Origin of the sequence: Bacillus sp. FSL K6-0268, assembly GCF_038005425.1 — a bacterium.
Classification (GTDB): Bacteria; Bacillota; Bacilli; order Bacillales; family Bacillaceae_G; genus Bacillus_A; species Bacillus_A thuringiensis_S.
In genome coordinates this window covers 5,149,533-5,168,975 of record NZ_JBBOTF010000001.1, presented here as the reverse complement: position 1 = coordinate 5,168,975, position 19,443 = coordinate 5,149,533, and the positions used below count along the sequence as shown (strand labels likewise).

The following is a 19,443-nucleotide window of genomic DNA, read 5'->3' as shown; positions in this document are numbered from 1 at the left end:
TCATCCTTTCGTACCTCCAGCTGTTAAACCGGAAACAAAATATTTTTGTAGTGATAGGAATAAAATTGAAATCGGGATCGCAATTAACACAGAACCCGCTGCAAACGTTGTAAATTCATTACCGAATTTCTTCGCAACCATTTCATATAATCCAACTGCCAAAGTATAATTTTCTGGTGTTCGCAAAATAATACTCGCTAAAATGAAATCTGTAAATGGACCAATGAAAGTAAATAACGCTACAACCGCTACGATTGGCTTTGCAAGTGGCATAATGATTTGCCAGAAAATACGGAAATGCCCTGCTCCATCCATTCGAGCTGATTCATCCAACTCTTTCGGAATCGTATCAAAATACCCTTTCATAAGCCATGTATTCATCGGAATTGCTCCGCCCACATAAATTAAAATTAATGCAAGATGTGTATCAAGTAATCCTGTTAACTGAGCTAATATATATAGTGCGATTAACGCTGCAAAATTCGGGATCATTTGCAAAATTAAAAATGTTAATAAACCATTCTTTCTTCCAACAAAACGATATCTCGAAAATGCATAAGCAGTAAAACTAATGGCTAGTACAGAGAAAATCATCGTCATTACGCTAACTTTCAAAGTATTTTTATACCAAAGTAAGTAATTACTTGAATCGAGATCAAGTAGCTTGCGATAATGATCTAATGTGGCATTTTTCGGAATAATACTTGACCCAGATAAACTATCCCCTGGATTAAACGATGAGCCAATTATCCATAGTAATGGATAGAAAATAATCGCACACATTATGAAGATAACTAAATAACTTAATGAAAGACGTAGCATCTTTTGTCGTTTAATATTCATTTACATCATATCCTCTTCTTGGAATGATTTTGTTCTCTTAAATTGCCATAACGCAACTGTAATAACAATTAACGATAAAATCATTGTAAGAGCTGCTGCTTTTCCGTACTGAGCCGAAGTCATCGTTAACTTATAGATCCATGAAATTAAAATATCCGTTCCACCTGCATTTTGTCCAGACACAGCAGGTCCTCCGTTATTAAATAGATAAATAATACTAAAATTATTAAAGTTAAACGTATATTGCGTAATTAATATTGGCGCTGTTGCATATAACACAAGTGGCAATGTAATTTTGCGGAACTGTTGCCAAGCAGTTGCTCCATCTACTGTAGCCGCTTCATATAATTCTCCTGGAATCGATTGCAATATACCTGTTGTCATTGCAAAGACGAACGGGAAACCAAGCCATGTTTGAATCATAATTAAAGCAATCTTTGACCAAAACGGGTCTGTCATCCAAGCAATCTTTTCAATCCCGAATAAAGCTAATACTTGGTTATTAATTGCTCCAAATGTTTCATTAAACATACCAGCAAATACAAGAATAGATACGAATGCTGGAACAGCCCACGGTAAAATAAAGATTGTTCGAATAATTGCCTTACCTTTAATACCAGGCTGATTTACGATAATCGCTAAAAAAATACCAAGTGCAACTTGTAATGTTGTTGCAACGAATGTCCAAATGACAGTCCAAGAAAATACACTTAAAAATGTATCTCTCCACATCGGTAATGTGAAAATATCAATAAAGTTTTTAAAACCCACCCAATCTACTAATTTAGCTGGAGGAGAATGATATAAATCATAGTTTGTAAATCCAATTAAAATTACGAAGATGATTGGAAATACGACAACAAAGATAAGTAGTAGAAAACCTGGTGAAACCATTAAATAAGGAAAGCCTTGATCTAACAAATTACGGTATTGCTCTTTTACAGAATTTAACGGTGTTCCTATATCACGTTTCTTTCCATTTTGATATGCATCATATAAGTTAAATGCATATATGCCGAGCCCAAACGCGATAACGATAAGTGCCAAGATCCCTTCTACTAATAGAAAGACAGAATGGTCACGTGGAACTTCTGTACCGAGCGTTACAATGCCCCATAATCCCATATTTAATAAATCAGCAAAGGCTACAATAAATGAACCTGTTAATACTAGAAAAATAAGACCTTTTACAAATTGTTTATTATATATTTGGCCCATGCCCGGAATGATTGATAACACGGTTGCCATTTTCCTATGCTTTGAATGGTTTAACCCCTTTGCAGGTTCCATAGATGTTTGCATGTTCCTTCCCCCTTTTTTCTTCCCACATGGAAGGGAGAGAATTCGTGCCCCTCATATTAGAGGCACGAATTTCACCTTATTTTTTCTTACTATGATTTGCCTCAATATTACCTTTAATTTGTTTCACTGCACTATCAAGTGCGGATTTTGGTGCTTCTTTATCTGATACAACTAATTGAAGCGCATCCCCAGCTGGTTTCCAAACTTCCTGCATTTCTGGAATATTCGGCATTGGAATTCCATTTTCCGATTGCGTCGCAACCGCTTTTGCAGCCTCATTTTCTTTAATGATTGGATCTTCCATTACTGATTTTACTGGTGGAATTTCTTTCGTTTTCTCAAAGCGAATTTTAGCATTTTCTTCATTTGTAACCCACTCAGTAAATTTTGTAGCTAAATCATTTTGTTTAGAGAAGCTTGTTACATGCCATCCTTTTACACCAACGAACGTTTTCATCGGTTGACCATTTGGTAATTTCGGCATTGGAGCAACACCATAATCTATTCCAGCCTTTTCCATCGCTTGGAATGCCCATGGACCATTCATAATAGATGCTGCTTTTCCTTCATTAAACAATCCATCTGCAGCTGAACCACCAGATTCACCGATAATACCTTTCGGGAATAACTTTTCTTTGTACCATTTTTGAATATATTCAGCACCTTGTACCGCACCGCTATTATTTAATCCAATATCATTTGCATTTGGCTTTCCATCTTTTTCACCAAATACATAACCACCCATACCTGCCATAAATGCATTAGCAAAGTAGAAGTTATCTCCTAATGCTAAAAATCCGTATTTTCCATCTTTCGTAAAGTCTTTTGAGAAGTTAAACAGTTCATCCATCGTTTCGGGTGCTTTTTGCATCATTTTTTTATTATAAATAAAGATTGGTGTTTCAATCGCTTTTGGTAAACCGTATATTTTTCCGTTATATGTTTGTGCTTCTATTGATAAATCTGTAAATTTACTTTTTACTGTATCATCTACTTTCACTTCTGAAAGTAGCCCTTCTGTTACCGCATTACCAATATGATCATGTGGCAATGTTACAACATCTGGCCCTGTGCCAGCTGGACCGTCGAGACGAAGTTTTTCTATTTGTTTCGTCATCTGAACCTCTTCAACTTTTACTTTCACATTATATTTCTTTTCAAAACTTTTCACCGCTGGCTCTAGACCCACACCTTTTTTCTCATCTTCCCAAACAAGAAGGTCATAGTCTTTTTTCGCTTTACTTTCCTCCTTTTTCCCTGAATCTTTCGGTCCACATGCAGATAACATACCAATAGATAATGCTGAAACCGTTAATAATGATAATGCTTTCTTCATCCCAAAAACCTCCCTAAATTGTCTATGTACCTCAGTAACTGAAAACGTTTGCATTTAATAGTTTAATTGAAGCGCAAACAATATCCCAAGTCTATGAAAACGTTTGCGCTATTTGTCTATCATTATACATTCTTTTATTCATTTTGCAAATATTAATTTAAAAATTATGTCATTATACTCTTTATACATTGACTTTATATGAAATGAATACTACTCTTATAAGCAATATTAAAGCTACGAGAAAGGCAATCGTTTGCAATATAGGCTTTATTATTACACTTAAGGGAATACTATGTATAGAGATATTGAAGGGGGATTTTCTATATGTTTAAAGAAGCCATTTATCATAGGCCGAAAGATAATTATGCATACGCTTATGATGAACAAACAATTCACATCCGAGTACGTACTAAGAGAGATGATATTCAAAGCGCCGATCTTATTTACGGTGATCCTTACGAATGGAAAGACGGGAAATGGATATCATCAAGTACACCCATGAAAAAAACGGGTTCTACTGCATTATTTGATTATTGGTCCATTTCAATCGAACCCAAATTTAAGCGCTTACGTTATGGGTTTGAATTAAAATCTGAAACAGACACTCTTATTTATACAGAGCGAGGATTCTTTTCTAACATTCCAAATGATGATGTTGGTAACTTTTTCTGTTTTCCATTTATTCATGCAGATGATGTATTCAAAGCACCATCTTGGATTAAAGACACCATTTGGTATCAGATTTTCCCTGAGCGATTCGCTAATGGCGATAGTACGCTGAATCCAGAAAACACCCTTCCTTGGGGAAGTGCGAATCCAACTCCAACTAATTTTTTCGGCGGAGATTTTGCTGGTGTTATTCAAAACCTTGATTACCTTGTTAAGCTTGGCATTTCCGGAATATATTTCACACCTATTTTCAAAGCTCATTCAAACCATAAATATGACACAATTGACTATATGGAAATTGATCCACAATTTGGGACGAAAGAAACTTTCAAAGAGCTCGTTGAAGAATGTCATAAGCACGGTATAAAAGTAATGCTCGATGCTGTGTTTAATCATAGTGGATACTTTTTCGAGAAATTTCAAGACGTACTAGAGAACGGTGAGAAGTCCGCATATAAAGAGTGGTTCCACATTCATGAATTCCCAATTATAACCGAGCCACTTCCAAATTATGATACTTTCGCCTTTACACCGTATATGCCTAAATTAAATACAGCTCATCCAGATGTAAAAGAATACTTACTTGAAGTAGGACGTTATTGGGTACGAGAATTTAATATAGATGGCTGGCGCCTTGATGTCGCAAATGAAGTCGATCACAATTTTTGGAGAGAATTCCGAACTGAAATAAAGACATTAAATCCTGAAGTATATATTTTGGGAGAAATTTGGCACGATGCCCTTCCATGGCTACAAGGCGATCAATTTGATGCTGTCATGAGCTACCCTGTTACAAACGCTCTACTTTCTTACTTTGCTAACGATTCCATTAAAGCAAGTGAGTTCATGAAGCAAATTACAGAATCTCTACATTCCTACTCTATGAATGTAAATGAAGCAGCCTTTCATTTATTAGATAGCCATGATACTCCAAGAATTTTAACAACATGCAACGGAGATAAAAATAAGTTGAAATTGCTCTATGTATTCCATCTTTCTTTCATCGGTTCTCCATGCATTTATTACGGAGATGAAATCGGCATGGATGGTGGTATGGACCCCGATTGCCGTAAATGTATGATTTGGGATACTAAAGAACAAGATCATGCATTATTTACACATATACAAACATTGATTTCATTACGAAAACAACATGAAGCTTTTGGAGGACATGGTACTTTTCAATTCATCGAAGCAAATGATGAACATAATTATATTTCTTATACGAAAACATATGAGGATGAAACTATCTTTTTCGTTTTAAACCCTACTAATAGTGAAGTTACAGTTTCACTCCCTCTTCATGTTACTGGTAAGAAAATAATTAACATTTATACAAATGAAGAATTTTCAGCGGAAGCAAGTGTATTACAAGTTACACTTCCTCCATATGGATTCTCCATATTAAAATGGTAATCCAAAAAATCCTTATGCCAAGGTGGCATAAGGATTTTTCTTATTTCAATTTGAATACTATCGCTTCATACGGACGTAATGTAATGTTATCTATCGATCCGATTTCTACATCGTAATTGTGTATAAATAATTCTGATTCACTATAACTAATATCCTCAGGCATTTCAAATACACTTTCATCCGCAGTAAAGTTTGCAATAACAAGTAGTTTTTCGTCTCCATATGTTCTTACATAAGCAAAAACAGAAGGATTATTCTCTAATATTAAATCATATGATCCATATACAACTATTTCATTATTTTTGCGTAGCTCAATTAATTTCTTATAGTAATAAAAAATTGAACCTTCATCTTGGATTGCTTGTTTCACATTAATCTCTTTATAGTTAGGATTTACAGTAATCCAAGGTTCACCTGTTGTAAATCCAGCGTGATTCTGATCATCCCACTGCATCGGAGTTCTAGCATTATCACGACCCTTTATATAAATAGACTCCATTACTTTTTCTATATCTTCACCATGGTCTATCACTTTTTCTTTATACATATTTAACGTTTCAATATCTCGATATTCATCAATTGATTGGAATCGAACGTTCGTCATTCCGATTTCTTCACCTTGATAAATATATGGCGTTCCCTTCATCATATGAAGAACTGTCGCTAACATTTTTGCTGATTCAATGCGATACATTCCATCGTTACCAAAACGAGATACAACGCGAGGCTGATCATGGTTATTCCAATAAAGGCTATTCCATCCGGTATGCTCTAATGCTTTTTGCCACTTTGTCAAATTCTCTTTTAAAGTAAGAAGTGAGCATGGTTTTACATCCCACTTTCCACCTTCTCCTGAATCTAAATCCATATGTTCAAATTGGAATACCATTTGCAACTCTTTTCGTTCTTCTCCAGTATACAATTTGGCTTCTTCTGTCGTTACACCTGGCATCTCACCAACCGTCATAATATCATAATGCGATAATACTTCCTCATTCATTTCATGCAAATATTTATGAATGTTTGGACCGTTCATAAAATGTTTATGACCTGAAACATAGCCATCTTCATCTGTTTCAACAGTTGGTAATCCTTCTTCTTTAGAAATAAAATTGATCACATCCATGCGGAATCCATCAATTCCTTTTTCTAACCAAAACTTCATCATCTCATAAACATCTTGTCTTACCTTTTCATTATCCCAGTTTAAATCCGGCTGTTTTTTAGAAAACAGATGTAAATAATATTCATCCGTCATTTCATCGTACTTCCATGCAGACCCACTAAAAGCAGCTCCCCAGTTGTTCGGTTCTTTCCCTTCTTTTCCAGGACGCCATATATAGTAATCTCTATATTTATTATCTTTTGATTTACGTGATTCAATAAACCACTTATGTTCATCAGATGTATGATTAACAACTAAATCCATCATCAATTTCATATTACGTTCATGCATTTCATGTAATAGCTCATCCCAATCTTCCATTGTTCCGAACTCGTTCATAATCTTACAATAATCGCTTATATCATAACCATTATCATCATTTGGAGATTCATAGACTGGTGATAACCAAATCACATCAATCCCTAACTCTTTTAAATAATCTAGCTTTGAAATAATCCCTTGAAGATCTCCTATACCATCACCGTTACTATCCATAAAGCTACGAGGATAAATTTGATATACTACGCTTTCTTTCCACCATTGTTTTTCCATTATGCTACCCCATTTCATTCATAATTCATTTTTCTCTTTTTTAAGGCGCAAACGTTTTCATTAATGAATGATAACAGATTCTATCTCAATTTAAAATAGCGCTTACAATTTTTATTGTTCTTTTTCTAAGAAAACATACGAAAATTACTAATAACTCTTCAATAAATGAAAACGTTTTATTTTTTTATTTATTTTTTGAATCTATTCGTTTATAATGAACTCAAAGAAAACGTTTGCATAATTATTTCTAGGGGGAAATACCATGGCAGAACTTAAATTAGAAAATATTTATAAGATATATGATAATAACGTAACAGCTGTAACCGATTTTAATTTACACATTCAAGATAAAGAATTTATCGTATTTGTCGGTCCTTCTGGATGCGGAAAATCTACAACATTACGAATGGTAGCTGGACTCGAAGATATTTCAAAAGGCGAGTTTTCAATTGATGGTAAACTAATGAATGATGTTCCTCCAAAAGATCGAGATATCGCAATGGTCTTCCAAAACTACGCTCTTTATCCACATATGAGTGTATATGATAATATGGCATTTGGATTAAAACTTCGAAAAATACCAAAAGATGAAATCGATCGTCGTGTGAAAGATGCAGCAAAAATTTTAGGGCTTGAACAATATTTAGATAGAAAACCGAAAGCATTATCAGGTGGACAACGCCAACGTGTTGCGTTAGGTAGAGCAATCGTTCGAGATGCAAAAGTTTTCTTAATGGATGAACCATTATCAAACTTAGATGCTAAACTCCGTGTTGCAATGCGCTCAGAAATTTCTAAGCTACATCATCGCCTTGGAACAACAACAATTTATGTAACACATGACCAAACAGAAGCAATGACTATGGCTTCGCGTCTTGTCGTTATGAAGGATGGAAAGATTCAACAAATTGGAACTCCAAAAGAAGTATATGAAACACCAGAAAACATTTTCGTGGGTGGATTTATCGGGTCACCAGCGATGAACTTCTTTCGTGGTAAATTGACTGAAACCGATTTCGTTATAGACAATACCATAAAAATCAAAGTATCTGAAGGAAAAATGAAGATGCTACGTGAACAAGGCTATGTAAATAAGGAAATTGTTTTAGGTATTCGCCCGGAAGACATTCATGATGAACTACTATTTTTAGAAGCTTCACAATCTACTACTTTCACAACAAAAATTGAAGTTGCTGAATTGTTAGGTGCTGAATCTATTTTATATATGAAACTTGGAAATCAAGATTTTGCAGCACGTGTTGATGCACGACATATATTCTCACCTGGAGATCAAATTAAATTGGCATTTGATTTAAATAAAGCGCATTTCTTTGACAGCCAAACAGAACAACGTATTCGCTAAAGAAATTTCCTTCTATATAACATACAAAAAAACCGTCCACATATATTGAGGGCGGTTTTCATTATTATACTAGGGCTTCTACTGTATGAAATGATTGTCCTTTCGTGCTAATAATACCGAAAATCGGTAAATCACTAAGCACCACTTCTTCTTGCTGTTTCATAAAAGATGACGTTAATTGTTTTATCTCTATCCAAACGTCATTAATACAAAGTACATTGGAATCGTTCTCTTGTTGGCGAGAAAAAATAGAATCTATTTTATATAAACCACCATTTTGAAAAAGCATATCAATGCGACTGAATGCATTCAAAGTAATGCTAATAACGCGTTGCCAATCTCCTTGCTTTCCCATATCATAGGATACAAAAAGTGCCTCTCCGCCTAGATTCATAATTTCCTCCACTGTTGCTTGTCCACTCTCTTGATCAATGTCCGTCACAATAACTTTTGCGCCTTGTTTAGCCAACAAAAGAGCTGTATTACGTCCAATACCGATGCCACCGCCAGTTACGATAGCAACTTTTCCTGCAAGCTTCATTTTCATTACCCCTTCTATAAGTCTTACCGTCATTCAGTATACTCCTTTATAAGATTAATCTGCAAGCAAGAAAAATTGCTCATTCGTTTGTAAGCGATTACTTTTTTACTCCTTCTTTTTTCCTACTATTACGCTGATCGAAAACTAAACCGATGAAAATTAAAATCCCCCAAAAGATTACACTACCTCCAGTCATTTCAATTTCCCCCTTATTATATAAAGATATTATTTTAATCATTATAACATTTTCTTAATTTTCAATCTATTAAAACCCAAAATGATATTATTACATAAATTGTAGTATAACAAAAAAAGACCTTCTTATTTTATGGATAAAAAGGTCTTTTTTCATTATACAAGACTTATTACTTTCGTCTTTGTAATTAAGTCCTGAAAACCGCAATTGTCTTTGCGGAACAACATCATATATACGTTACATATTAATGGAATTCCTAATAGCAATACGTTCGGCAATAACAATACAAAAAATCTTATAATTAATGTTTGCAACGTTAGCTTTTCACTCTTCAATGAAATTAATTTTATTCTCGTTACCTTTTTGCCAAGTGTAACACCGTTCCAAATAAAGGGTAACACAATAAAATATATCGCCATTAATATGAAAACTACTGCGAAATCATATCTAAAATCACCTAAACTTATATTAAAGCGCTTAAACATAGCACTATAGTTTCCGGTCATAATAGCTACTACTGCACCATACATAACCGAGATTAAAAACATGTCAATTAGGGAAGCACCTATGCGATTCATTACAAGCGCTGGACGATGCATCTTTAACTTCATTTTATGTCGACTCCTTCATATCCTTCTTTACCCGTCTCATCGTACCACTTCTAAAAAACATTGTAAACTAGCGTTTCTCTTACTTTTCTTGTACAATTTGTTACAATAGCATTATAAAGGAGGTTCCCATATTGAAAAAATGGATAATCCTATTCGTCGCCTTCCTATTAACTGGTTGTACAGGAAACACAAGTCACTTAACTTATACGGTTAACGATGAATACGAGCTCATACGTACTTCTGGAGATGCATTTGAACTTTTCCCCTCGCAAGATGCTGTATATGCCACACAATACATCCCTGCAAAAATTACAGACATTGCTTGGGATGATAAATACATTATTGCAAAACAAACTGAGGAAAAATCAGATCCAAATAACCCTGACGCAGCAATTGCAAATAAAAAAAGTGAACATTATTGGATTATTGACGTAAAGCACAATAAACGTTTCGGTCCCTATAATGAAAAGCAATTTAATAAACAAAAAGATGCGTTTAAAATTAAGGTACCTTTTCAAAATGTAGATTCATACATAAAAGAAATAAAAAAACAGTCAGCATAATCTTTTGAGTGCTGACTGTTTTGTCTTACATTATTTTAAAAACACATTACTCCGAAAGTGAGATATTAAACGTTTGTGGCTCTTTTACAACATCTTGTGTTTCTGAATCTCCTGCAAGTAAATCATCAGTTATAAACTGAATATCCTTTACCTTGTCTTTTCCATCGTCAAGTATTAAACCAATAATCCCATCTCTTGTTTCACCAGGCTTATAGTCTTCTCTTGATACATTTTTTGTACCAACTAACGTATCTTCGTCATATAAAAAGTTTTGAGTCGCTACTTTAAAATGTTGCTTACCATTAATTATAACATCATTCATAGAGAAAAATTGCATATTTTTATTTCCGCTATTCTCCACTTTATATGTAATCTCAACGTAACGAATTGTATTACTAATCTCTGTTCCACTTAGCGATGCATATAATTCTGCATCTTCTTGGCTTACTTTATCCCCTAATCTACGTTTTACTTCTTCAGGAGTTAGTGCAGTGTATACTTTCAATGTATTTTTTGCCTTTTCACTCATCTGTGATAAAGAGATTACTTTCACATCTTGTACGTGAATTTTCATTGGCGCTACTTCAAATGTTTGATTCACAGAATGCATCTGCTCTAACATGAAAGTACCCCAGCCTGTTTCTTTCACTTTTTGTCCTACTTTTTTCAGCTCACGCCCACCATATTCTTTTGTTTCAGGAATAGATTCTTTCTTCTTCGGTTCAGCTTTCTTTTCTTCTTGATGGAAGCAACCACTTAACATAAGAAGAAAACTACATAAAACAAAAATACTTTTCCATGCTTTCATCATTTCATTTCTCCTAACGCTATCATTCATGAATATAAAATTAATCCCTTGCTTTGTAAACTATAGAAACAATGAAAAGTCCACAAAATGAACTTGTCAGTCCAGATACTATTATACCTCCAATTTGGAAAATATGAAAATAGGGATCTAGGAACACATACACGATAAATATAATAGTTGCCACAACAATTACTGAAATCCAATACTTTCTTTTTTCCGAAGCTAAAATAAAGTCTTTACCCATTTCATTTCTATGCTTCTATAAAACGTATGCTAATAATAGAAAACCAATACATGTACTTCCATGTTGCATATATTTATAAACAGAGATACCGTACCATTCTCTTTGCAATAATGGTATTTTCATAACAAAATAGCCTGTCTTATGAGTGAATGCATCCCAAACAACATGCGTTAACATACCGAATAATGCTGAATAACAAAATACAAAAAGATCCTTCCATGTATGAAGACCCCACCCCTTGTCTACTGCATATGTATAGTAGCCAGCAAATGGCTTAGGTAAATGTGTTATAAAAGACTTTTTTAAAATGTAATGATATATGTATGCTAATAAGAAGACAAGTGGTAAATTTAAATATAAGAACCCCAGCCACGTATGCCCAATTACACCATACGGTCTAAAGTGTAAGAAATATTCAAAGTCAGGCGACATACTACCTAATATAAGAGCCGTTACTGAAATATGTTTAGAATGCTTTTTCGTAAAAGGGAGAACTGCTACTGGATGTGCAAATGTAAACGGCATACTTTAACTCCTTCTCACATTTTCAATAGAATACCATCTATCATAACGAGAGAATGGAACTTCATGCAATATTTATTTTCACATTGGAATATGATAGTTTAAATGATATAATCCACATAAAATATTCAGAAAATAAGGAAGGGATTCAGGTGTCATTAACACTTGTATTTGCTACCTTTTTAGATTCAAAATCCGTTATGAATTGAGGTTTATATATTGATTGACGTACCCTTTTTACAAAATGTCACATTAAAAAAAGAAAATATCCCTAGTTTTTCCGCATATCCTTACTGCTTACCCGCTATCCGAACATTACAATCACTAGCTTTCCATCCAAATGTAACATTCATTATTGGAGAAAACGGAACGGGTAAATCAACATTACTTGAAGGAATTGCAATTGCGTTAGGTTTTAATGCAGAAGGTGGAACGAAGAATTTCCGCTTTAGCACAAACGATTCACATTCATCTTTACATGAATACCTTCGAATTTCAAAAAGTTTCAATACACCAAGCGACGGTTTCTTTCTTCGCGCTGAATCATTTTATAACGTCGCTTCTTATATTGATGAAATAGATGCTATAAAATCTTACGGCGGCGTTTCACTACACGAACAATCACACGGTGAATCATTCTTTTCCTTATTTATGAATCGTTTTTCAGGACAAGGTTTATACATTTTAGATGAGCCTGAGGCAGCTCTATCACCGATGAGACAACTTTCCATGCTCATTCGAATGCACGAACTAGCTGAACAAGGTTCACAATTTGTTATTGCGACGCATTCTCCTATTTTAATGGCTTACCCTGAATCTACTATATACTCTTTAACACAAGAGGGGATTCACGAATCCACATTAGAAGAAACCGAGCATTATCAAACGACGAAACTTTTCTTTGAAAATCGCGATCGATTATTCCATCATCTATTTGAGTCATAAAAAAGAAGCAGCAATAGCTGCTTCTTTTTTATAGTGCTTCTATAAATAAGGCAACCCCGATACCGCCACCAACGCATAAAGAGGCAATTCCTTTTTCTAAACCACGTCTTTTTAATTCGTGAATTAAACTTACTGTAATACGAGCCCCTGTACAACCAATTGGATGCCCAAGTCCTACGCCACTACCGTTTACGTTCACTTTTTCACGGTCTAAGCCTAACTCTTTCTCTACAGCTAAATATTGAGCCGCGAAAGCTTCATTAATTTCCAGTAAATCTGCATCTTCTAATGACCAATCTACTTTCTCTAATCCTTTTCGGATTGCTGGTGCTGGTCCAATACCCATAATTTTCGGGTCTACTCCAGCTACTGAATATCCAACAATTCTAGCTAACGGTTGTAAGCCTTTTTCTTTTGCTTTTTCTTCGCTCATTAATACTAGAACTGCACTTCCGTCATTCAGGCCAGATGCATTACCTGCAGTTACAGACCCATCTTTACGGAATGCTGGTTTTAACCCTGCTAATTTTTCCGCTGTAATATCTGCACGTGGATGCTCATCCTTCGAAAATACTACTTCTTTTCTACGTTCTTTTATTGTAATAGGAACAATTTGATCGTCAAAGTGTCCAGACTCGATTGCCTTCAGTGCCAATGTATGACTGCGAAGAGCAACTTCATCTTGTTCCTCTCTTGTAATTTCATATTGTTCAACTAAATTTTCCGCTGTTTCACCCATCATAATATGGTGAATCGGATCTTCTAACACTTCCCACACCGTATCACGAATTTCTCCGTGCTGTAGACGTTGTCCCCAGCGGTGCTGTTTCAATGCATAAGGGCTCGAACTCATCGCTTCTACTCCACCTGCAACAACAACATCACTTACACCTAATTGGATTTGCATTGCAGCTGACATAATTGCTTGCATACCTGAAGAACATTGACGTTGGATTGTATATCCCGTAACTGTGTCAGGAAATCCTGCCGCTAATGCAGCTGTTCTCGCCGTATTTGCTTCATCAGTTCTTTGAATACAATGACCTAAAATTACTTCATCAACTTCATGTGGTTCTACCCCGCCTCGTTTTACAGCTTCCTGAAGTACAGGAACAGCTAATTCTACTGGCGTTACATTTTTTAGCGCTCCTCCAAAAGTTCCAATTGGCGAACGAACTGCAGCTGTAATAACAACATTATGCATTTTGTACTTGCCCCTCTCTTATGTACCCTAGTAAGTTTTTAGGTGAAATTCCATAAGATGTATATCTATAACTATCATACTATAAACATACTAAAAAATCAAAATATTTCATATAATAAAAATAGAAGGAATTAACCTTCTATTCTGTCAGTGCATATAAAAACTTTTGCAAAATTTTCTCTGTCGTTTCATTCAATTTTGGCAACTTATCTACTGGAAAATATTGAAGTTTCAACCCTTCATGATCGAGCTTTAATTCCCCGCTCACATGATGTGCCTGATACAGATGAATGACATTGAAAATTTCATCGCCATTCGGATAACGGAAATATACTTCTTTTCCTGATAGAACACCAAGAAATTGCATTATTTTTGCAGTTAACCCCGTTTCCTCAAATAACTCTCTACGTGCCGTTTCTTCTGTCGTTTCACCCAGTTCCATCGCCCCGCCAGGTACACCCCAATCATATGTATCTGAACGATATTGAAGCAATACTTCTTGTTTATCATTTAATATAATGATTGCTGATCCTACGAGAATAAGCGGTCTTGTACCAACGACTTTTCGTAACTCTTCAATATACCCCATATGTAAATTCCCCTTTCCCTAACCTCCCTTATCATAACAAAATTTCTCTCTTTTTGTTCATGTAATTTTAAAGAAAAAAAGGAAGCTTTCGCCTCCGTTTTTTCATCTTTATTTCTTAAAACTTTCATATTTTACAGCTTCAAAAGCTTCCTCAATTTCATCATTACGATAATGGACATATGTAAAACGACCCAATTCTACTAATCTTGCTATTTCCTGTAACGCTTTATGCTGCTCATATGTTTCTTTCAGCTTAATATGTACATAAAACTTCATTAAAGGATGTTCATATAAAGGTTCTCCCACCTCTACATATACATCTTCAACCCCTTGTACAACTCTTACATAACTCGCAAATTGATAAAGTGCTTCTCTGTCTGAAACGATTTTTAATGTATACATATATTCTCCCCCTTTCCTTTACTATATCAAAAAGACGACCATACCATGTTATAGAACTATGAAATTTTTTCGACTTGTCATCTATATATTCAATAAAGAAGGCGTTTATCCATACATGACATCTTTTTCCCACATATATTATAGGAAGAACTTTTTTCATTTGAGGTGTTCCTTATGGATCCATACGTCAATATATGTATTTGCATTACTCCCGGCGCCGATATTTCTGATGACCGCATCGCAAAAGATTTAGCTGTTGCAGAATCAATTTGGCACCCCATTACATTTCAAATTCAAGAAGTAATTGTATTAAATGAACTTTTCCGTTTTTTTGACCGTGAAATCAGTTATAAAAATCCCATTCAAAGTCAAGAAAAGTTGGCATCCTTTTTCCAAACATGTGTAAATGAAGCTCCTGAATGCGACCTTTATATTTGTTATATTGGCAGTGATTATTTCAAAGAAACAGCAGTAATTGCCTGCGCTTATTCTTTAGCAAAACAACAGCAACTTACTGGCTATATCGTTTTAACAAATTCGGCTGCCCCTATGAAAAATATATATACGCTCGCTCACGAAATCGGTCATATTTTATTTACAAGACGTATTCATGGAAAACTTACTCATGCAGATCCTCATTCTCCAACCGGCTCGGAGCATCACCCTTCTCCAACAAATCTTATGTATCCGATAGTCCCTCGTCCAGAAAACGTTCATATTCATTCCTTATTAACAACAGAACAAAAAGCGCTCTCTTTACAAAGCTCTTTACTACAAAGAAAAAAACAGTAACCCTCATGTTACTGTTTAAAACAACTTGTTCCAATCAACAAACCAAATCCCGGCTGCTAGAAATAAAAATAGACAACTAAATGTAAATGTAATCCCTCTAAAAATCCCTATATAATATTTCTTTGGAAATAATTTTTTGCATATCCAGAGCAGCCGCTTTCCTATTAAACCGAAAAACAGAATATATCCTGATGTGTAATCTAATATATTAATAAAATAGTCAACATATATCCTTTTTATAAAAGAGTTATTGTTAGGTTAACCTTAGAAAACTACTACTCAATTTACCTATAAATAATACTGTCTCTCTTTTTATTCGTATACTTTCCTTTTTCTAATTTTATATGAATTTTCAAAAGCATATAAATAACAATGAAAAGAATTATTTGTTGTACATACATTCCAATAATACTTGATAAATCTATCATTACGAATACATATTCCAATGCAATTGGAACTAGTAAATACGCCAAAGTAAACCAACCACCAAATTTAATATTTACAATAGCTGCAAATAGAACTACTATTCCAACAAGAATGAAGCTTTCTGTCGCAGTAAATTTAATAAATGTTGTACCATAAAAATTATTTAATAATGCAATACTGAAAATTGATAAAAACCATATCGCACCTGTTATATACATAATTAAAAATTCAGTTCTTTTACGCTTAAATGAGGCTGTTCTCATGCCCCATATTAATACACTAATTCCTACAAAAATCATAATCGGATATCCGATTAATTCAATTAAAGAATAAGACAAACGATGGTCGGCTTCACTAAAAAATACACTCTTCATCATCGTGAATGCTAATAAATTTATAATAAAGTAAAGCAATAATTTATAATTCCCTTTTTTATCAACTTCCATCTCTTTGGCAAGTTGATTTGCATACTCTTTTGGAGCATGACCGAATATATCATTTACACTCTTTCCTCTCTTTTCTCCTTCTATTAAATGAACTTCCGCATCTTCTATAAAGGAAATAATATCAGCTTCTCTAATGCCCTTCGTTCGTAAATACCCTTGAGTATCATCTAAAAACTTTTGCCCTTCATTCGATAGCACTTTTATCACTCCCTTATTTAACCATTTCTCTTCTATTCGTCTTCATCATAATTTCAAGGAAAATCAAAATAAACAAACTTCCGTATAAACATATAATTTGAAATAACATTGGCATAAGATCTTCCGATGTAAATGTTTTAAACAGTAACATAATAGAAAGTGGAATGATTAAATATAAGTTTTTAAACCATCCTTCAAAATATATATTTATAGCTACTGTGATGATAAAAATCCCACCAGCTAGTATATAACTTTGGACTTCGGTGAATGTGAGCATTTTTGTAGGATATATCACATCTAATATCGTAACAGCTCCTAATAAAAACAATGGAGCAATCATAACTAAAGACCACATAGAAAACCATGTTTTTGTAAAGCTTGTGACGAAGGTCATTTTGCGAAGTAGAAAATTAGGACCCATGACAACTAAAATCAATGAAAAACTGTAACCGATACACTGAATAAGTGAAATCTGTAACATTCCATTACTCACTATTAAGATAGAAGCAATAATCCAAAAAGATACGATATTCATTACTGTAAAACCAATTTGCTTCCACGTTTCCTGTCTATCTCTTTCCATCACTTTTACAAGTTCATTTGCATATTCTTTCGGTGAGCTTCCGAAAATACCTTCTACACTCTTCCCCTCACTCTCACCTTCTATTAAATGAAGTTCTGCGTCTTCTAAAAAGTTTTCAATATCACTTTCTTTCACACTCTTTGCCGTCAAAAATAATCTCATATCTAACAAAAACTTTTGTGCTTCACTTGATAACATTATTTTCTCCTTCCCTTCCCTTCAAGTAAACGTTCTACACTACTTTGCATCGCTTCCCAGCGATCCATAAATTCATCAAGTGCTTCCTCGCCTTTTTCTGTTAATGTGTAATATTTTCTCTTTGGACCAGATGGAGATTCCTTCATTACGCTTGTTATTAATCCTTCTTTTTGCATTCGTATTAATAACGGATAAATACTTCCCTCACTCGCCATTGTAAAACCATACTTTGCTAGCTTCTCACTCATTTCATAACCGTATATTTCGCCTTCAGAAATAATAGCAAGTAAGCATCCTTCTAAGATCCCTTTCAGCATTTGACTTGTCGACATAATTCAAATCCTCCTACTATCTTGTTTTACAAGATAGATAAGCGTAAGTATCTTGCTTTACAAAATAGTATAGCAAAGACTATTTTGCAAAACAAGATAGCTAGCGATATTTTTTCCAAATGTTTGCAGGAATTTCATTATAACCTCTCTAAATAGAGCACTATGAAAACTTTATTATGAAGGGATGTTTTTCATCATGGTTACAAATCGAGTTGTCTTTTTAACAGGTGCTGCGAGTGGTATTGGATATGAAGTGGGAAGTACTTTTGCAAAAGAAGGTGCAAAAGTTGTGATTACTGATCGCCTTGAAGAACGTGCGAAAGAAGCTGCTGAACAATTACAAAATGAAGGTTTTCAAGCTATCGGTTTAAAATGTGACGTTACATCTGAAGAGGAAATTACAGCAGCAATTTCTCAAACAGTTGATCATTTCGGTTCATTAGATATATTAATTAACAACGCAGGAATGCAACACGTTTCACCCATTGAAGACTTTCCAACTGAAAAGTTCGAGCTGCTAATTCAAATTATGCAAATTGCTCCGTTTATCGCAATTAAGCATGCCTTTCCGATTATGAAACAACAAAAATATGGTCGTATTATTAATGTCGCTTCTATTAACGGCCTGGTCGGGTTTGCTGGAAAAGCTGCCTACAATAGTGCAAAACATGGTGTAATTGGATTGACAAAAGTTGCTGCTTTAGAAGGTGCTACCCACGGGATTACTGTGAATGCCCTTTGTCCTGGCTATGTCGATACCCCTCTTGTACGTAATCAACTGCAGGACTTAGCCACTACACGAAATGTACCACTTGAAAATGTTTTAGAAGATGTCATTTATCCACTTGTACCACAGAAGCGTTTGCTACAAGTACAAGAAATCGCTGATTATGCTATGTTTTTAGCGAGTGAAAAAGCGAAAGGTATAACTGGTCAAGCTGTCGTTATCGATGGTGGCTATACTGCTCAATAAAAAATAAAGTTTGCTCAAGAAGAGCAAACTTTATTTTTTATCGCGAGGATCTTCGTACTTTAGTAATTGCCGCGGGAGCTTCTCAATTGCAACAATTACCCCCTCTAATTTACTTTCAATACGGTGGAGTAAATATAATGTTACAACAATTGGAAACCCTACATTACCTATCATCTTGATCCACTCTTCCATCCTCTTCTCCTCCTTTCATTATATAAGTAAGA

The 19,443-nt window shown here is 34.5% G+C and carries 22 protein-coding genes and 1 pseudogene; 6 read left to right on the top strand and 17 right to left on the bottom strand.

Features of this window, described 5'->3' with window-relative positions; genetic code table 11:
- The 3 genes from malD to MHI28_RS27105 all read right to left on the bottom strand — a co-directional run bounded on the left by malD (position 1) and on the right by MHI28_RS27105 (position 3,481).
- Entirely contained in the window at positions 1–843 is an 843-nt protein-coding gene (malD, locus tag MHI28_RS27115; protein WP_001022600.1) for a maltosaccharide ABC transporter permease MalD, read from the bottom strand.
- On the bottom strand, positions 844–2,145 hold the full coding sequence (gene malC / locus MHI28_RS27110; protein ID WP_001194983.1) for a maltosaccharide ABC transporter permease MalC: 1,302 nt from the start codon (positions 2,143–2,145) through the stop codon (positions 844–846).
- A 76-nt stretch (positions 2,146–2,221) separates the two neighbouring features.
- Positions 2,222–3,481: an extracellular solute-binding protein gene (locus MHI28_RS27105; RefSeq protein WP_000709931.1), complete on the bottom strand. Its 1,260-nt coding sequence runs from the start codon at positions 3,479–3,481 to the stop codon at positions 2,222–2,224.
- Between the two features lie 324 nt (positions 3,482–3,805).
- Between MHI28_RS27105 and MHI28_RS27100 the strand changes: the two genes are divergently transcribed.
- Entirely contained in the window at positions 3,806–5,566 is a 1,761-nt protein-coding gene (locus MHI28_RS27100; protein WP_000471784.1) for an alpha-glycosidase, read from the top strand.
- Positions 5,567–5,606: 40 nt separating this feature from the next.
- Here MHI28_RS27100 and malL read toward each other — a convergent pair whose 3' ends face one another.
- Positions 5,607–7,283, bottom strand: a complete 1,677-nt coding sequence (gene malL, locus MHI28_RS27095) for an oligo-1,6-glucosidase (protein ID WP_000415168.1) — start codon at positions 7,281–7,283, stop codon at positions 5,607–5,609.
- A 262-nt stretch (positions 7,284–7,545) separates the two neighbouring features.
- Here malL and MHI28_RS27090 point away from each other — a divergent pair, with 262 nt between their 5' ends.
- Positions 7,546–8,646, top strand: coding sequence for an ABC transporter ATP-binding protein (locus tag MHI28_RS27090; RefSeq protein ID WP_000818934.1), 1,101 nt, complete (start codon positions 7,546–7,548; stop codon positions 8,644–8,646).
- A gap of 64 nt (positions 8,647–8,710) precedes the next feature.
- On the opposite strand, the gene MHI28_RS27085 is transcribed toward MHI28_RS27090, so the two are convergent.
- The 3 genes from MHI28_RS27085 to MHI28_RS27075 all read right to left on the bottom strand — a co-directional run bounded on the left by MHI28_RS27085 (position 8,711) and on the right by MHI28_RS27075 (position 9,994).
- Entirely contained in the window at positions 8,711–9,220 is a 510-nt protein-coding gene (locus MHI28_RS27085; RefSeq protein WP_000218411.1) for an SDR family NAD(P)-dependent oxidoreductase, read from the bottom strand.
- A 64-nt stretch (positions 9,221–9,284) separates the two neighbouring features.
- Positions 9,285–9,383, bottom strand: coding sequence for a hypothetical protein (locus MHI28_RS27080; RefSeq protein ID WP_000145659.1), 99 nt, complete (start codon positions 9,381–9,383; stop codon positions 9,285–9,287).
- Positions 9,384–9,538: 155 nt separating this feature from the next.
- Positions 9,539–9,994 carry an RDD family protein gene (locus tag MHI28_RS27075; RefSeq protein ID WP_000769078.1) on the bottom strand — a complete coding sequence of 152 codons (456 nt, stop codon included), beginning with the start codon at positions 9,992–9,994 and terminating at the stop codon, positions 9,539–9,541.
- Positions 9,995–10,125: 131 nt separating this feature from the next.
- Between MHI28_RS27075 and MHI28_RS27070 the strand changes: the two genes are divergently transcribed.
- Positions 10,126–10,557: a DUF3997 domain-containing protein gene (locus MHI28_RS27070; RefSeq protein ID WP_000758792.1), complete on the top strand. Its 432-nt coding sequence runs from the start codon at positions 10,126–10,128 to the stop codon at positions 10,555–10,557.
- A gap of 46 nt (positions 10,558–10,603) precedes the next feature.
- Here MHI28_RS27070 and MHI28_RS27065 read toward each other — a convergent pair whose 3' ends face one another.
- On the bottom strand, positions 10,604–11,368 hold the full coding sequence (locus MHI28_RS27065) for a hypothetical protein (protein ID WP_000973902.1): 765 nt from the start codon (positions 11,366–11,368) through the stop codon (positions 10,604–10,606).
- A 37-nt stretch (positions 11,369–11,405) separates the two neighbouring features.
- Positions 11,406–12,134, bottom strand: a pseudogene (locus MHI28_RS27060) (DUF4184 family protein).
- Positions 12,135–12,350: 216 nt separating this feature from the next.
- On the opposite strand from MHI28_RS27060, the gene MHI28_RS27055 reads away from it, so the two are divergent.
- On the top strand, positions 12,351–13,076 hold the full coding sequence (locus MHI28_RS27055) for an AAA family ATPase (protein ID WP_000568005.1): 726 nt from the start codon (positions 12,351–12,353) through the stop codon (positions 13,074–13,076).
- Positions 13,077–13,104: 28 nt separating this feature from the next.
- Here MHI28_RS27055 and MHI28_RS27050 read toward each other — a convergent pair whose 3' ends face one another.
- The 3 genes from MHI28_RS27050 to MHI28_RS27040 all read right to left on the bottom strand — a co-directional run bounded on the left by MHI28_RS27050 (position 13,105) and on the right by MHI28_RS27040 (position 15,271).
- Positions 13,105–14,280: an acetyl-CoA C-acetyltransferase gene (locus MHI28_RS27050; protein ID WP_000552075.1), complete on the bottom strand. Its 1,176-nt coding sequence runs from the start codon at positions 14,278–14,280 to the stop codon at positions 13,105–13,107.
- Between the two features lie 139 nt (positions 14,281–14,419).
- Complete coding sequence (locus MHI28_RS27045) at positions 14,420–14,869, bottom strand: NUDIX hydrolase (protein ID WP_002005651.1); 450 nt, start codon at positions 14,867–14,869, stop codon at positions 14,420–14,422.
- Between the two features lie 108 nt (positions 14,870–14,977).
- The gene (locus MHI28_RS27040) at positions 14,978–15,271 is read right to left on the bottom strand and encodes a DUF3928 family protein (protein ID WP_000288330.1); all 294 of its coding nucleotides are present in this window, start codon (positions 15,269–15,271) and stop codon (positions 14,978–14,980) included.
- A 174-nt stretch (positions 15,272–15,445) separates the two neighbouring features.
- Between MHI28_RS27040 and MHI28_RS27035 the strand changes: the two genes are divergently transcribed.
- Positions 15,446–16,063: an ImmA/IrrE family metallo-endopeptidase gene (locus MHI28_RS27035; protein ID WP_000371603.1), complete on the top strand. Its 618-nt coding sequence runs from the start codon at positions 15,446–15,448 to the stop codon at positions 16,061–16,063.
- A gap of 15 nt (positions 16,064–16,078) precedes the next feature.
- Here MHI28_RS27035 and MHI28_RS27030 read toward each other — a convergent pair whose 3' ends face one another.
- From MHI28_RS27030 to MHI28_RS27015, 4 genes are read right to left on the bottom strand one after another with little or no spacing between them, the layout of a single operon-like run.
- Complete coding sequence (locus MHI28_RS27030) at positions 16,079–16,303, bottom strand: DNA-binding protein (protein ID WP_309445958.1); 225 nt, start codon at positions 16,301–16,303, stop codon at positions 16,079–16,081.
- A gap of 44 nt (positions 16,304–16,347) precedes the next feature.
- Positions 16,348–17,133: a DUF1129 domain-containing protein gene (locus MHI28_RS27025; RefSeq protein ID WP_000950457.1), complete on the bottom strand. Its 786-nt coding sequence runs from the start codon at positions 17,131–17,133 to the stop codon at positions 16,348–16,350.
- A 13-nt stretch (positions 17,134–17,146) separates the two neighbouring features.
- Positions 17,147–17,914, bottom strand: coding sequence for a DUF1129 domain-containing protein (locus tag MHI28_RS27020; RefSeq protein WP_000952878.1), 768 nt, complete (start codon positions 17,912–17,914; stop codon positions 17,147–17,149).
- Positions 17,914–18,246, bottom strand: a complete 333-nt coding sequence (locus tag MHI28_RS27015) for a PadR family transcriptional regulator (protein ID WP_000107977.1) — start codon at positions 18,244–18,246, stop codon at positions 17,914–17,916. Before MHI28_RS27015 ends, MHI28_RS27020 begins: the two co-directional genes overlap by 1 nt.
- Positions 18,247–18,442: 196 nt before the next feature.
- Between MHI28_RS27015 and MHI28_RS27010 the strand changes: the two genes are divergently transcribed.
- Entirely contained in the window at positions 18,443–19,219 is a 777-nt protein-coding gene (locus tag MHI28_RS27010; protein ID WP_000258453.1) for a 3-hydroxybutyrate dehydrogenase, read from the top strand.
- Between the two features lie 30 nt (positions 19,220–19,249).
- On the opposite strand, the gene MHI28_RS27005 is transcribed toward MHI28_RS27010, so the two are convergent.
- A complete protein-coding gene (locus tag MHI28_RS27005; RefSeq protein ID WP_000393336.1) occupies positions 19,250–19,411 on the bottom strand; it encodes a YvrJ family protein in 162 nt (53 codons plus the stop codon).
- Positions 19,412–19,443 lie beyond the last annotated feature (32 nt).

Bases quoted from the DNA above. Each gene is read 5' to 3' on its own strand.
- MHI28_RS27015 (WP_000107977.1), bottom strand. From the start codon at position 18,246: ATGTCGACAAGTCAAATGCTGAAAGGGATCTTAGAAGGATGCTTACTT.
- MHI28_RS27020 (WP_000952878.1), bottom strand. From the start codon at position 17,914: ATGTTATCAAGTGAAGCACAAAAGTTTTTGTTAGATATGAGATTATTT.
- MHI28_RS27040 (WP_000288330.1), bottom strand. From the start codon at position 15,271: ATGTATACATTAAAAATCGTTTCAGACAGAGAAGCACTTTATCAATTT.
- MHI28_RS27005 (WP_000393336.1), bottom strand. From the start codon at position 19,411: ATGGAAGAGTGGATCAAGATGATAGGTAATGTAGGGTTTCCAATTGTT.
- MHI28_RS27100 (WP_000471784.1), top strand. From the start codon at position 3,806: ATGTTTAAAGAAGCCATTTATCATAGGCCGAAAGATAATTATGCATAC.
- MHI28_RS27105 (WP_000709931.1), bottom strand. From the start codon at position 3,481: ATGAAGAAAGCATTATCATTATTAACGGTTTCAGCATTATCTATTGGT.
- MHI28_RS27010 (WP_000258453.1), top strand. From the start codon at position 18,443: ATGGTTACAAATCGAGTTGTCTTTTTAACAGGTGCTGCGAGTGGTATT.
- malD (WP_001022600.1), bottom strand. From the start codon at position 843: ATGAATATTAAACGACAAAAGATGCTACGTCTTTCATTAAGTTATTTA.
- MHI28_RS27085 (WP_000218411.1), bottom strand. From the start codon at position 9,220: ATGACGGTAAGACTTATAGAAGGGGTAATGAAAATGAAGCTTGCAGGA.
- MHI28_RS27090 (WP_000818934.1), top strand. From the start codon at position 7,546: ATGGCAGAACTTAAATTAGAAAATATTTATAAGATATATGATAATAAC.
- MHI28_RS27065 (WP_000973902.1), bottom strand. From the start codon at position 11,368: ATGATGAAAGCATGGAAAAGTATTTTTGTTTTATGTAGTTTTCTTCTT.
- MHI28_RS27075 (WP_000769078.1), bottom strand. From the start codon at position 9,994: ATGAAGTTAAAGATGCATCGTCCAGCGCTTGTAATGAATCGCATAGGT.
- malC (WP_001194983.1), bottom strand. From the start codon at position 2,145: ATGCAAACATCTATGGAACCTGCAAAGGGGTTAAACCATTCAAAGCAT.
- MHI28_RS27050 (WP_000552075.1), bottom strand. From the start codon at position 14,280: ATGCATAATGTTGTTATTACAGCTGCAGTTCGTTCGCCAATTGGAACT.
- MHI28_RS27080 (WP_000145659.1), bottom strand. From the start codon at position 9,383: ATGACTGGAGGTAGTGTAATCTTTTGGGGGATTTTAATTTTCATCGGT.
- MHI28_RS27035 (WP_000371603.1), top strand. From the start codon at position 15,446: ATGGATCCATACGTCAATATATGTATTTGCATTACTCCCGGCGCCGAT.
- MHI28_RS27045 (WP_002005651.1), bottom strand. From the start codon at position 14,869: ATGGGGTATATTGAAGAGTTACGAAAAGTCGTTGGTACAAGACCGCTT.
- malL (WP_000415168.1), bottom strand. From the start codon at position 7,283: ATGGAAAAACAATGGTGGAAAGAAAGCGTAGTATATCAAATTTATCCT.